This window comes from Cohnella abietis, from assembly GCF_004295585.1.
Lineage (GTDB): Bacteria > Bacillota > Bacilli > Paenibacillales > Paenibacillaceae > Cohnella > Cohnella abietis.
Window position 1 is genome coordinate 5,938,935 of sequence record NZ_AP019400.1, and the last position, 12,657, is coordinate 5,951,591.

The window sequence follows — 12,657 nt, forward strand, 5'->3', positions numbered from 1 at the left end:
AGCAAGATCAGAACGAATATGAAAAATTACAGATGTGGATATGGAGGATTTACAGAACACAAGCCGGATATGGTCGGACTGTACATAATCTCAGTATTGTTCTCCCTATGAAGCACCCGGATATGTTTTTGTTTTAATGAGGGGATAGAGGAGAATTAAAAAAATAAACAAATTCCAATAGCTGGGGAATGATTGTATTGCTAAATATATCCCAACAGGCAAAGAGGAGTAGAAGCCTATAAGCTTTAATTTTCTGTTTTAACAAAGTAGGAAACTAATACAAATAACCCAGGTATAATCAGTAACACAAAAACTATAACTATTGTTACTTCATCAAGCGGCATAGAATTATAAGGGTTAGCAAAACAAAAAATTAATGAAAGCACAATAGTAGCGACTGGAGGAAGAATGTTTAGTAAAAGCTTCATAAAAACCACTCCATTCAGAGAATGTCGTTATTAACAATGGGGAGTATTGTTGTCTATACTAATCTGCTTTGTTGTTCACCGTTTCACCGAAGGACGGACAGCATAAATCAATACTTGTATTGTGATGAATTGAAAGATATACTTACTGCAAATACAAATGCATAATTATACTTAAATTATAATATTTATTCATGAATAGGAGGGTGATTATGAAATATAAAGTATTTGTTGACGGACAAGAAGGTACAACGGGCTTGAAAATCTTTGAGTATCTATCCAAACTATCAGACATAGAGATTCTCCGGATTGACTACGACAAAAGAAAAGACCCTGAAGAACGAAGTAAATTTCTTAATGCAGCAGACGTTGTTTTTCTTTGTCTTCCCGATTCGGCTACCAAAGAGTCCGTTGCTCTTGTGAAAAATGAAAAAACTAAAATCATTAATGCCAGCACTGTCTTTAGAACTGATAAAAATTGGGTATATGGTTTGCCTGAGCTAAAAAATCAAAGAGATTTAATACGTACTGCAAAGAGAGTTTCCGTCCCTGGTTGTCATGCTACCGGTTTTATTCTTACTATTAGACCCTTGATCGAGGCTGGTATTCTTCAGCATGATTATCCCGTTACATGTTATTCATTGACTGGCTATTCCGGAGCTGGAAAAAGTGGCATTGAGGAATATGAAAATTCAGCATTAGTTACTGAAAAAAAGCTCAATTATCCAAGGCATTATTCGTTGCAGCTCAATCATAAGCACATCCCTGAAATGCTATTGTATTCAGGACTCCTTTACGAGCCATTATTTTCACCCATTATAGCTAATTATGCACAAGGACTAGCAATGTCAGTTCCCTTAATAAGCAGGTTAATGCCGAAAACCCCTTCCGCAAAAGATGTACATGAAGTACTATCCACTTATTTTGAAAAAGAGCGTTTCGTAAATGTGATGACGTACGATTCAGAAGCTTACCTCGATGAAGGGCACTTTATGATTTCTGAATGTAATAATACGAATCAACTAGACATATTTGTTTTTGGACAAAAAGACAGGATCAATATTATTTCAAGATACGATAATTTAGGTAAAGGGGCATCAGGCGCTGCTGTACAAAATATGAATCTCATGCTTGGATTCGATGAAGGAAATACAGATTAGTTCAATAAGCGTACTTGGAACCAAGCCCCCAATACGCATAATCATAGGTGTTTGGATGCTCTATAAGATACTTAGAGCGATTAATCCATTCGTTTAGTTTTTCCGTTTCAGCTGACATTTCCACCTTATCTAATAACAAAGATAGCCTGTCTATTTCTTCAATTTCTTCAGACTTAACGATATCTCCTGTAAAAACGTAAAGGCTGCAAAGAAAAAACGAAATGTGATTACAGTTTTCGTCATCTATAAACGAACAAATCATCGGAATATTTTCAAAACTGTTTACAGCTAATTCCCAATCTTGCTCTGGAATTTTCTCATTACTGTATGCCCATACTCTTATTTCTTCAGGAGTAGGATTCCAAGCGTGTTCTGCATCTCTAAAAATAATGCTCATCCTCTCAAGTTTATTAATATATTACTAGGTCACAAAGGCATCCCCGCTCGTACCGAAGAGCTTGCTTGAAACGGCAGATATGAGGAGCATTTGCTTCATAAATTGCTCTTGTGACGTACTCATCCCGCTTGCCAGCCACTTGTGAATAATATGAATCGTGCCGCCGATCGTCCATTCTATATAGAAGTCCAAATCCACCGGAGACTTCTTACCGCCGTTGATTTCCGCTTTACGAAGGATTTGCTTTAGACAGACATGCAACCTTTTCTCGAATTGATCTTTATACTCCAACAACGCCCCTGAAAGCAAAATGCGATAGAACTTCACATTGAGGCTAATATGATGAAGACTCTTGCGGAAATAGATTTCCAATCCAGCCATTAACTGATCTATATCCTTCAAGGGCTCAATGCACTCCACAATGGAAAAATACTCGTTGAACTTCTCCTCGATGATTTCTTCCATTAACTCTGCTTTCGATGAGTAGTAGCTATAAAAAGTAACCCGATTGACACCCGCCTTCTTCGTAATATCCGTCACACTGACAGAAGCATATGGCCTATCATCAATCAGATCCAGAATCGCTGCATGTAGTAACAATCGCGTTCGCACGACACTCTTATCCAGATACTCATAATGGCTCATTTTTAGCGTCTCCTTTTCAATGTTCAAGAAAGAATTCGTTTAGTTGTAGTATACCACTACAGTTTCGGGGATTTTGTCGTTTGAATCGCATTTCAATTCTGATACGATGGGCATGTTGATAAGCTAACCATCAAGAATAAGAATGAGGTGCACAGGTATGACAATAAACAAAACCTTTCTGATCACAGGTGCAGCTACCGGACTTGGAAGAGCATTAGCCATCAAACTTGCTGAGCAAGGCTACAAACTCTCGCTGGTAGACTTCAATGAAGAAGCCGGCAAGGAAACTTTGGCACTCGTCAAGGAAAAGAATGCAGAGGCTATCTTCATTAAAGCCGACGTAACGAATGAGGAAAATGTAAAGAACTATGTCGAAGAAACGGTTCGCGCATTCGGCACGATCGACTATTTTGCCAACAATGCGGGTATGATGATTCCGCTGCGCCTGCTTCACGAATATGATATCAACGAATATGATCGTGTCATGAATGTAAACCTCAAGGGAGCGTTCTTAGGCCTTAAATATGTCATTCCGGTCATGCTTCAGAATAACGGAGGCAATATCGTCAACACCGTCTCGTCGAACAGCTTCAAGCCGACCGCTTATAACGGCCTGTATTCTGCGACGAAGCACGCATTGGCAGCACTGACGAAATCGATTGGACAAGACTATCAGGACTTGAACATCCGTGCCGTAGGTGTCGCTCCGAACACAATGATTACGAACATCGCCGCCAATGCGGTACATACACTGACAGAAGAACGGATGGCGAAGCTTGTCGCTTCTACCGGACCAAATATTCCGGCAACACCTGAAGCAATCGCTGAAGCCGTCATCTTCGCCGCAACTACCGGTGCCGATTTGCTGAACGGAACGGTAGTGAACTGTGCCGGAGGCCAGATTTTCCAATAATCAAGCCCCTACGTAACAGCTTAAAATTATTCCTCCACGCAAAAAAGCCAACCTCTATCGTCTCCATGGGTTGGCTTTTTGCGTGGTGAGAGGCGATAAAGAAAAAGATTATTTTTCTCGTTTTAAGTCTTGCACCTTTAAACTTACTGAGTAGAATAGTCTGAAATGATTTAGATGACCCGTCTATTTTACATGGCTTCCCATAAAAATCGTTATGAATTTCAATAATATGCCTCCTGTAAGAAGAAAATAAAGTGTTAGACTGAAAATAAAGTTGTAGACTAGAAAAATAGAGTATTAGACTGAGGATGGCCACTAAACTAACGGGCAGGATTGCACAACTCTTCCGCGAATACTCCATTTATGGGAACTAGAAAAGTTGAAATCACACTATTTGGAGAGGGGATTTATTCTGAAGAATATTATTGCTTCTTTAATGGCATTTGTTATTACTCTTATTTCCGTTGAGCCTGTATCAGCAGATTGGGCGTTCAGGAGCGTTGTTTATTCAGAGAATCTATATGAGGTGACTGATGAACTCGTCCTTTTGAGTGATATAGAAAAGAAAATTGGAAAAGTAACACGGTATTCAGATATAGAAGGGACCTACCCTGGAAATTTTTCTAATACTTTTCCAGTGGGAACTGAATATTACTCGATAAAAGACAAGGATCCGAAAGAGATAATTGCAGTCAAGGCAAATAAGAATACATTTGTGAAAGCAGTTAACCGTGGACATTATGATAATGATTATTTGGAAACCCAAAATCGTATTTGGATATTTATTATCGGAGGCATTATTGTTGCTGTGATGATTTCGATATTATTCTTCAGAAGACGAAAGAAGCACATTTGAATTAGCCATGAAAGTGAAGATCCCAAAGGAGGAGTTAAGCTAACGGGACACGATAGCGCGATTATCTTCACGAATCCTTAGAGTCAGGTAATGATAGCGCAATAGAGGGGGAGACGAATGTTTGGGGTTAAAAATAAGAAAAAGTATAAAATTCCTGGGGGTAAAATAAGAAGGCTTATTAAAACTGAAGAAGGATGCATTGCAACTGACAGAATAACAGTTGATGGAAGTAAAGTCGGGTTTATGTATAGAGAAGAACCAAATACTAATTATCCAGATAGTGGTTGGCGCTTTATGGCTGGCGATGAGGATGATGAGTATATGAATAATCCTAAAAATCATTCCGTTTACCAAGTAAACACGATATGTAATTATGATTTAGATATTATTCAATTTCTTGACGCTCCAACAGGGACTGCTTTTATTAGAGACAAAACAGGTAAGTTTGTTTTAGACGAGGGTTGGGAGAATCCAGAAAATTGAACTAACTGGGAACGATAGTTTGGTTGCGAAGGAGAAGGTCATATTGAACCAGAAGGAATTCGAAGCAGTTATAAAGCTTCCAGCAAATATTCGGTATGAGTACTTTATTAATAAGGTTGCAGACTCGGAAGAAGTTTGGGGCTTGTATGACGATGGATGGGCAGTGACCGAAGACGATAATGGTAATATATTAATCCCATTTTGGCCGAAAAGAATCTTTGCAGAATTTTGTATTTTTGAAGAATGGTCGCATTACAAACCACAGAGTATTACCTTAAACGAATTTATGAATGACTGGTTGCCAGGAATAAGTGAAGATCATCATAAGCCTTCGATCTTTTGGAACAGAAATGATTCGGCTGTTGTAGCTGTCAATGTTCTACTTAATGACTTGGAACAAGAAATTGAAAAATACTAATCCGTCGTTACGCTATCTGGGAACGATACTTGAACGGCTGCCGTGGCGCAGCCATTATTCCTTTAACGGACAGTGTAATGCCTTGCCGGTAGCTCTAATAGTATTGAGAATTTTAAGTCCTGAAGAATTTGTTACTAGACGGGGGGCGTTCCTGTTCAAATTCTAATTTTCTTTTTTCTAAAAATTCTCTTATAAAAGGTGATTCTGTTCGATTAATTCCCCCCATATGAGCAGGGATTATTAACTCATTTGCATAATTAGAGATTTTCATCCACGAAAAATGAAACTTCTTCCGTACTCGATTATGGCTAAAGTGTAATAACTTGCCTCCCTGTGAATCCTCAGCCCTGAAGGTGTTAGTTTCTCTTTCCAAATTCGCGATCCTTGGTTCTCGTCTATTTTTGTGATGTAATCTTTCGATATATTCCATTTTTGTTTTTTGTTCAAAGAACACGTTGTTATGTGCGTTTAAATAAAACAATTCATTTAGTTGGTCCACATCTTTTCCTTTTTTTAGAATCAAGATGTGATCTTGTTGGTCGGGGATGTCATATGCCTTCTCATCATAGAGCAGGATGCACATATGTGGCGAGATTGGAAAGAAGAACTGTGCACCTCTGTTTATATAGCCAAATCCTCCGGGATAATTTTTACTCAAGTAAAATGAATTGTACCGAATTAACGGATTATCCGAAGTAATAAATCTTCTTGCTCCCATAGTTTGTTCGACAATTAAAAGTGGTTTTAAGTCAAGGACAAGTGGAGTTCCTTCTATAGCTGCTTCAATGCTGTAAGTGGATGGTTCATTTAACTTGATAGTAAATTTGTTCAAGTCTAGATCCTGAATTTCAGGATAGTGTTCTAGAATAGCTTTTGACAGCATGTCCATCGCTTGATTGGCTGATTCTGCAATTTTCAAGTTTCTAGCTTCGCTGACCAATAAAAACATATATAAATGCATGTAATCCTGTATTGATTGAGGGAATTTGCTCGTTTCAAGAACTTCTCGAATAAGTGAACATGCCTTCGTTTCGATTTTTTCATTTAGCAAATTCTCAATTCTCTTATCAGCTCCATAAAAATTATGTCGTTGGCACATATCCTTTATGGATGCGTTTTGGATATATTTTGCGTTTGTAAGATTAAAGGTGTCTATTGCTTTTGGAGTATTGGAGAAGTTTTTTAAATAAAACTTCGGAACGTAGTGCTGTCTATTTTTTTCTGCCATATTTTCACCTGATTTCTCTTAGGAATAAACTCACTATATACCATTTTAATGCAATTGGAGATATGAAATCCATTAGTTTTTAGTAACTTGTTAACAGTCACCATACCTTGAGCTTGCTACATGATAGCTCCTTTATCGTTTGTTGAAGTAACGAGCAGGATAGCTAAATGACAACTCGAATACTTTTTGAGACGGAATATTCACGAACTTTGAATCTCACGTTATGTGAAATCACAGTAATATAATAAATTAACAATTCAAGGAGGATTATATGAACACCATCGTCTATATGGTTAGGCATGCTGAATCACCATACGATGAAGGAACTGAAAGAACAAGAGGACTCACCACAAAGGGCAAGGGCGATGTTGAAAAAGTTACAGAGATTCTTAAAGAAGAAGGAATAGATATTATTATATCTAGCCCCTATAACCGAGCAATCCTGAGTATTGAGGGATTGGCACAAAACTTGGGATTAGATATCGAAACATTTGAAGATCTCAGGGAAAGGCATTTTGCTGGAGAAATTATTGAAAATTTAATGTCCGTTATTAGAGAGGAATTTTATGATTTTGATTATTCTTTACCGGATGGGGAGTCTAATTCTGATTGCCAGAATAGATCAATATCAGTGATAAAAAACATATTAAAAGAACACTCTGGGAAAAAAATAGCTATTGGAACACATGGACTTGTAATGACCTTGATGATCAATTATTTTGATTCAAGTTATGGTTTGGATTTTTTAAATCAATTAAAGAAACCAGATATTTATAAATTAAGTTTTGAAAATTTAGAACTAAAAGAGGTAGTAAGACTATGGAATGAGGATTTTTGATTTAGCGAACGGATACGTTAGCTAAATCAACTAAACCCAGTCTAATACTTTATTTTTTCCATACACCTCCCTCATGTATTTCTGAAGTTATGTGAGATTATTCAACTCACATTTGGGCGCTAGGCGCGTATCCTAATACGAAAGGATTTTGATTCGAGGAGGCATCGATGGTGGGATACTACGTAACGGTAGAGCCGGGGGTAAAGCTCTACGTGGAAGACATCAACCCGACAGGAAGCAAGACGATCATGTTTCTACACGGCTGGCCTCTCAGCCATGAACAGTTCGAATATCAGTTCAACGTGCTGCCCGGCATGGGGTATCGCTGCATCGGCATCGACTGGCGTGGCTTCGGTAAGTCGGATCGGCCCTACAGCGGCTATAATTTAGAACGCCTTGCGGACGATATTCGCGCTGTCGTCGAGGAGATGCAATTGAAAGATTTCGTGCTCGCCGGACATTCGACTGGAGGTGCGATCGCAATCAAATATATCGTACGGTACAACGGTGGAGGCGTATCCAAGCTCGTGCTTATCGACGCAGCGGCTCCAAGCGGTCTCACCAAAGAGACGGCCGCGCAGCTGCTGAAGGAGACGTTGAACGACCGGGCGAACATGATGCTAGGCGTGACGAACATTTTCTTCTTTCGGTACATCACCAAGCCATTCTCGGACTGGTTCAATCAGATGGGCATGCAAGCCGCCGGCTGGTCAACAGCCGCGATCATCGTCATGCTGCGGGACCTTGATTTGAATGCCGACCTGTCACGCATCCAAGTGCCGACGCTGATCGTACATGGCATTCACGACCAGGTCATTCCATTCAGCCAGGCGGAGGAGATGCATCAGAAAATTCCCCATTCGCAGCTCATACCGTTTATGTATAGCGGCCACGCCTCGTTCTACGACGAACGCGACAAATTTAATCAACTGATGCGGGATTTCGTAGGAACTGCGATAAACTAACAATAAAAATCACTTTTTTCTTTCATTAACATGAAAACACACTCCCTACCCCACGTTTCCTGAATGGCGGGAAACTCATAGGGTATTTTCCTCCCAAGTGAATCAGATGAATCCATAAATAAAATAACATACTAATTAGGATGAAACTGATCTTTCAATTCTAATAATCCCTGTCCTGTTCTACTCCAATATATACTGGCAAACTCAAACCCAGCTGGTTTTCAGGAGCTTCCATCTGAACAAATCCGATGGAAAGAGTGGACTTCCCCACACTTTTTCCAGTAAACGTAATATGGAACGAAATCTGAAGTTGATTGAACTGCTCCATCCACTTATTCAAGAGGCCAAGCTGTGCGGCCGTCTCCGGATACACGACCTGCATGTACCCGCCCGGAAAGGCGATTTCCGGATACCGGTATCGGTACCCGTTGATCTTCGATCCCTCTGCCTCCAGTTCGACCAACTGCGGGTCGACACTCCACTCTTCCCGCGTATGAAATTGGTACGAACCACCGATCAACTTCCCGGGACCTGGCTCGGTCAACTGCTCGTCAAGAGCTGGCCCCCACAAAAGTACGTCGAGTCCCGTGAAGGCTTTTCCTTGATTGGTCAGTCCGAATCGAATTGTTGATGGATTCCCGACATCCCCTGCCGCGATAGAGGCCCAACTTGTGAATGCCAGTTTTGGTACATCAATATGTTTAATGTAATCGGATAAGCGGATCTTGCTGCGAAAATGGAGAACCTTTAATTGACCGTCCATAATCGTATTTGGGCTATACTCGTGTTCAATTTCATAGCCTCGCATCGCCGCCTCAGCGGGAATATCCAATAGCTTCGCTGCCAGTGCTAGAGCGTCTTCTGCGAAGACATTTTCTTTTTCCCAGATCGCCTTTAGTTCCGTAGGATTCACTCCATGCGCACAAACCTCAGCCCATTTCGAATGCAACCCGTTCCGTTTTCGTGGACGACTCCCCTCGGACATCTCATTGAAGAGATCCAAGTCGTTGATTATCGTATCGGCCGTCCTGCCGTTCCGATACAGGCGCATCAAAAGTAAGTCACTATCATGAACGATGGACCCAACGACTGAAACGCCAGCACGAGCCGAAATGGCAGCGCCAAGCATGTCCATTGCATCCATGTCTTGTTCGTCGAGTCTTTGGTCGTAGATGGAAATCCACCGATCAGAGGAAATCTGTAGAATGAGAGATCGGTCAGCTAGTTTAGCGTCGTCTGTTTCCTCATATTCTGATCCTACCAGCCTGTCTCTTACGGTAAGCACCAGTTCCTCTAGCAATTTAACGCTATCCTGTAAACCGGTGAACACCTGAATATTTGAAAGGAACGTACCCAATATTCGCACTCCTTACTTCATCAATTCTTGTCCTTATGTTACATTTCAACACATATTGGGACTAATCCTCCCGTAACTTCAACGTCAAAAAGCAGCCGACCATTCTGACCGGCTGCCTTCTTGTCTTTATCAGACTATCTTTCTTCGCTAACTTAATAAAGGCGTCTGTTTTCTGTGGAATTTGATAAAGTAAAATCCAATAGCTGAAGCCAATACTAAATGCAATAGATATGGGATGTGTCCTAAGAACCTGTCATGAACCCTTACTAGGTGGTCAATAATAAGAAAACTCCATATTAGTTGATAAATCAAATTACCAATCAAGATGAAGTTAAGTATTTTCCGCTGGGTAAGAAACTCCTTTGAACAAAAGGCAACCCCAAAGAATATTTGAAAAATACACCATGTGAACCCATTAGGTCCAGAATCTAAACCCCAAAGATACTCTAGTACAGGTGGAAAATACATCAGACTCATACCTAAAGTTATCAAACCGAAAATTCGAAGATAAGTGTGCAGAAAAACACACCCTCCTTTTTCTGATAAATTTTCCATTTTAACTATTAGTATAGATTAATTAGGGATCCTTAATCCAACAATTCTCCTGTTAGCGTAACTAGACTGCCTATACCATGCCAGTAGCGTCTAAGTTAAGTCTTGAACTATAGTTCCCTTTTGCCGCGAAGCAAAACTCCTCCAAAGTTAATGACTCTCAATCGGACGATTTACCGATTTCATGCACGTTGCCAAACGGATCAACGAAAGCAGCATATCGCCCTTCAGTAGGTTCTTCTCATGCGGCAATATACACTGTGAGCCGTGACCAACCCAAATATCACACAATATATTATGGGTAGTAAGTTTGAACTGAACTCCTTTAACACGTTTGACATAAGAACTAGCTTCGGAGGTCTTCTATGCGTAAATATAGGAACGGAGCGATGAAAAGCAAAATAGTTCGAAGAAAAATAATTAATTTCGCGCGATCTCATAAAGGCAAGCTTCTCTACATTTTTGGTGAGAAGGACATTGATCTCGGTTATGGCGATTGCTCAGGCTTTTGCAGATATGTGATTATTAAGACCACTGGTATCGACATTGGTGACAAAACTTCGCATCAGGTAAAGCACGGCAAAAAAATTCCCAAGAGCGAAGCACGTACTGGCGATATCATTTTTTTTAAGAATATGTACAGAAAAGGTGTATCCCATGTCGGAATTGTTACGAGACCCGGTTATTTTATTGGACTTCAATTTAGAAAAGGCTGTCAAGAGGAATGTTACCTTAACGGATACTGGAAAATAAAATTTATGCAAATAAGAAGAATAATAGGCCTATCAACAAGTGAGAGAGGGATGCTTAAGATGGCGGATAATAAAGTTTCAACTTCCAAACACCGAAATTTAGTAGTAAATGTATACGTGGTGACGAGTACCGGTAATTCAATCAAGGATGCAATAATTAAAAGGGATTTAAACCAGGCAAGCAAAATATGGGAATCCAGTGGAATCACATTCCGTTTAAAATCCATTACCAGACATACAGATGAATCCTATAGATTTAAAGATGGTGAGTTTTTGGGCGGCATTTTCTTAAACAAACAACCAAAAAAAGTACAAAAATTAATAAAATACAGCCCCACAGGCAGTACCCGAAAAGATGTGGTAGTCATTTATTTGACATCCAAATCCTTTAAGGATATTGGGGCGAACAGAAAAACAACTGGGGCAATTTATTTTTATGGTAAAAAATTAGGCCCGAGAGTGGCAACCATTCTACTTGCTACTAATACAAGGGAACGCACACAGATGCTGGCGCATGAATTAGGTCATGCTTTGTTTGTAAATCCCCTAACAGGTAGATCCATTAATCCGAGTCGAACAATTGACCCCAAAGAAACTTCACATGATTTGGATAAAAAAAATCTGATGTATCCCAAACCTCCTTCAAAACCGGTTATCAACCAAACCCAACGTGATAGAGCCAAAAAGAGTACGTTAATAAGAATAGTGTCATAAAAATCTTTTCAGCTAATTAGCTTGTACAAGAAGAAGGTCAACCGGAAAAAGGTTTGATCTTCTTTTTCATCTCTGCTCTCCAAAAATATCGAGAAGTTCCATGGCAAAGAAAACATAATGATGATAGGTTGTGGCCTATTCAATTGAGTAAGTCATGAATATGATGGTGAAAGCTGATAAAAAAAACGCGAGTGACTCCAACAACTTGCAACTGGCATGAAGGAACGACAGGCATTATTAAGCGATTCCAACTAGCTGTTTTTTTCCAATTTCAATAAATCAGATACCGTAACAAAATCGAATCCCTGCCTTCTTAACCTGCGAATAATAAAAGGAAGTGCCTTGGCTGTTTGTCTTGCAGAATCACTTGCATGAAGCAGCAGAATGTGCCCGGGTTTTACCATTTTGGTGGAATTCCGAATAATGGCGGGTATCCCCGGATTCATCCAATCCAGGGAGTCTACACTCCAGTGAATAGTACGATATCCTAATGAGCCAAGCAGCTTAGTTACCCGATGATTCATATCACCATACGGTGTTCGAATAAGGCGGCAATTCACACCAGTAACTCTTCGTATAGCTTTACCAGCCAATTTTACTTCATTAATTATCCACTTGTCCCCGTGCTTAGTATAGTTCTCGTGACGATTTCCATGAGAACCAATTTCATAACCCAATGTCTTTATTATTCGAGCCAACTTTGGGCGCTTCATCACCCATGGACCCGAAAGAAAAAAAGTTGCCTTTTTCACTTCGTTCGCAGTCAGCACCTTAAGAACAGGATTAAGTTCCTTACTCCCCCACCCAATATCAAACGTTAGAGCTACGCATTTTCTTTGTGTATTCACACGATAAACCGGTTCGAATATAGAGTTCATTGTATACCCCCTTTCTCACATATATATGTTGGCAAATAATATTTGGTTATGTATCTGTCACTGTTAGAACAGGGAG

14 protein-coding genes are annotated in these 12,657 nt (G+C 39.9%); 8 read left to right on the top strand and 6 right to left on the bottom strand.

What is annotated here, in order from left to right:
- Window positions 1-245: 245 nt before the first annotated feature.
- A complete protein-coding gene (locus KCTCHS21_RS26000; protein ID WP_130614904.1) occupies window positions 246-428 on the bottom strand; it encodes a hypothetical protein in 183 nt (60 codons plus the stop codon).
- 209 nt (window positions 429-637) lie between these two features.
- On the opposite strand from KCTCHS21_RS26000, the gene argC reads away from it, so the two are divergent.
- Window positions 638-1,585: an N-acetyl-gamma-glutamyl-phosphate reductase gene (gene argC / locus KCTCHS21_RS26005; protein WP_130614906.1), complete on the top strand. Its 948-nt coding sequence runs from the start codon at window positions 638-640 to the stop codon at window positions 1,583-1,585.
- Between the two features lies 1 nt (window position 1,586).
- On the opposite strand, the gene KCTCHS21_RS26010 is transcribed toward argC, so the two are convergent.
- Window positions 1,587-1,982: a hypothetical protein gene (locus KCTCHS21_RS26010; protein WP_130614908.1), complete on the bottom strand. Its 396-nt coding sequence runs from the start codon at window positions 1,980-1,982 to the stop codon at window positions 1,587-1,589.
- Window positions 1,983-2,006: 24 nt separating this feature from the next.
- A complete protein-coding gene (locus KCTCHS21_RS26015) occupies window positions 2,007-2,627 on the bottom strand; it encodes a TetR/AcrR family transcriptional regulator (protein WP_130614909.1) in 621 nt (206 codons plus the stop codon).
- A 157-nt stretch (window positions 2,628-2,784) separates the two neighbouring features.
- On the opposite strand from KCTCHS21_RS26015, the gene KCTCHS21_RS26020 reads away from it, so the two are divergent.
- The 4 genes from KCTCHS21_RS26020 to KCTCHS21_RS26035 all read left to right on the top strand — a co-directional run bounded on the left by KCTCHS21_RS26020 (window position 2,785) and on the right by KCTCHS21_RS26035 (window position 5,297).
- Window positions 2,785-3,540: an SDR family NAD(P)-dependent oxidoreductase gene (locus tag KCTCHS21_RS26020; protein WP_157994123.1), complete on the top strand. Its 756-nt coding sequence runs from the start codon at window positions 2,785-2,787 to the stop codon at window positions 3,538-3,540.
- A gap of 436 nt (window positions 3,541-3,976) precedes the next feature.
- Complete coding sequence (locus tag KCTCHS21_RS31520; protein ID WP_179952641.1) at window positions 3,977-4,396, top strand: LPXTG cell wall anchor domain-containing protein; 420 nt, start codon at window positions 3,977-3,979, stop codon at window positions 4,394-4,396.
- A 117-nt stretch (window positions 4,397-4,513) separates the two neighbouring features.
- Window positions 4,514-4,879, top strand: a complete 366-nt coding sequence (locus tag KCTCHS21_RS26030) for a DUF2185 domain-containing protein (RefSeq protein ID WP_130614911.1) — start codon at window positions 4,514-4,516, stop codon at window positions 4,877-4,879.
- A gap of 43 nt (window positions 4,880-4,922) precedes the next feature.
- The gene (locus tag KCTCHS21_RS26035) at window positions 4,923-5,297 is read left to right on the top strand and encodes a DUF2750 domain-containing protein (protein ID WP_130614912.1); all 375 of its coding nucleotides are present in this window, start codon (window positions 4,923-4,925) and stop codon (window positions 5,295-5,297) included.
- Between the two features lie 112 nt (window positions 5,298-5,409).
- Here KCTCHS21_RS26035 and KCTCHS21_RS26040 read toward each other — a convergent pair whose 3' ends face one another.
- A complete protein-coding gene (locus KCTCHS21_RS26040) occupies window positions 5,410-6,525 on the bottom strand; it encodes a DUF4238 domain-containing protein (protein ID WP_130614913.1) in 1,116 nt (371 codons plus the stop codon).
- A 271-nt stretch (window positions 6,526-6,796) separates the two neighbouring features.
- On the opposite strand from KCTCHS21_RS26040, the gene KCTCHS21_RS26045 reads away from it, so the two are divergent.
- Both KCTCHS21_RS26045 and KCTCHS21_RS26050 read left to right on the top strand, forming a co-directional pair.
- Window positions 6,797-7,363 carry a histidine phosphatase family protein gene (locus tag KCTCHS21_RS26045; RefSeq protein ID WP_130614914.1) on the top strand — a complete coding sequence of 189 codons (567 nt, stop codon included), beginning with the start codon at window positions 6,797-6,799 and terminating at the stop codon, window positions 7,361-7,363.
- Between the two features lie 170 nt (window positions 7,364-7,533).
- A complete protein-coding gene (locus KCTCHS21_RS26050; RefSeq protein ID WP_130616706.1) occupies window positions 7,534-8,328 on the top strand; it encodes an alpha/beta fold hydrolase in 795 nt (264 codons plus the stop codon).
- A 160-nt stretch (window positions 8,329-8,488) separates the two neighbouring features.
- Here KCTCHS21_RS26050 and KCTCHS21_RS26055 read toward each other — a convergent pair whose 3' ends face one another.
- On the bottom strand, window positions 8,489-9,685 hold the full coding sequence (locus tag KCTCHS21_RS26055; RefSeq protein WP_130614916.1) for a hypothetical protein: 1,197 nt from the start codon (window positions 9,683-9,685) through the stop codon (window positions 8,489-8,491).
- Between the two features lie 941 nt (window positions 9,686-10,626).
- Between KCTCHS21_RS26055 and KCTCHS21_RS26060 the strand changes: the two genes are divergently transcribed.
- The gene (locus KCTCHS21_RS26060; RefSeq protein WP_162309386.1) at window positions 10,627-11,703 is read left to right on the top strand and encodes a C40 family peptidase; all 1,077 of its coding nucleotides are present in this window, start codon (window positions 10,627-10,629) and stop codon (window positions 11,701-11,703) included.
- 251 nt (window positions 11,704-11,954) lie between these two features.
- Here the strand turns inward: KCTCHS21_RS26060 and KCTCHS21_RS26065 are convergent, their stop codons facing one another.
- Window positions 11,955-12,581, bottom strand: coding sequence for a polysaccharide deacetylase family protein (locus KCTCHS21_RS26065; RefSeq protein ID WP_130614918.1), 627 nt, complete (start codon window positions 12,579-12,581; stop codon window positions 11,955-11,957).
- Between the last annotated feature and the right edge of the window lie 76 nt (window positions 12,582-12,657).

Bases quoted from the DNA above. Each gene is read 5' to 3' on its own strand.
- KCTCHS21_RS26000 (WP_130614904.1), bottom strand. From the start codon at position 428: ATGAAGCTTTTACTAAACATTCTTCCTCCAGTCGCTACTATTGTGCTT.
- argC (WP_130614906.1), top strand. From the start codon at position 638: ATGAAATATAAAGTATTTGTTGACGGACAAGAAGGTACAACGGGCTTG.
- KCTCHS21_RS26010 (WP_130614908.1), bottom strand. From the start codon at position 1,982: ATGAGCATTATTTTTAGAGATGCAGAACACGCTTGGAATCCTACTCCT.
- KCTCHS21_RS26015 (WP_130614909.1), bottom strand. From the start codon at position 2,627: ATGAGCCATTATGAGTATCTGGATAAGAGTGTCGTGCGAACGCGATTG.
- KCTCHS21_RS26020 (WP_157994123.1), top strand. From the start codon at position 2,785: ATGACAATAAACAAAACCTTTCTGATCACAGGTGCAGCTACCGGACTT.
- KCTCHS21_RS31520 (WP_179952641.1), top strand. From the start codon at position 3,977: ATGGCATTTGTTATTACTCTTATTTCCGTTGAGCCTGTATCAGCAGAT.
- KCTCHS21_RS26030 (WP_130614911.1), top strand. From the start codon at position 4,514: ATGTTTGGGGTTAAAAATAAGAAAAAGTATAAAATTCCTGGGGGTAAA.
- KCTCHS21_RS26040 (WP_130614913.1), bottom strand. From the start codon at position 6,525: ATGGCAGAAAAAAATAGACAGCACTACGTTCCGAAGTTTTATTTAAAA.
- KCTCHS21_RS26045 (WP_130614914.1), top strand. From the start codon at position 6,797: ATGAACACCATCGTCTATATGGTTAGGCATGCTGAATCACCATACGAT.
- KCTCHS21_RS26060 (WP_162309386.1), top strand. From the start codon at position 10,627: ATGAAAAGCAAAATAGTTCGAAGAAAAATAATTAATTTCGCGCGATCT.
- KCTCHS21_RS26065 (WP_130614918.1), bottom strand. From the start codon at position 12,581: ATGAACTCTATATTCGAACCGGTTTATCGTGTGAATACACAAAGAAAA.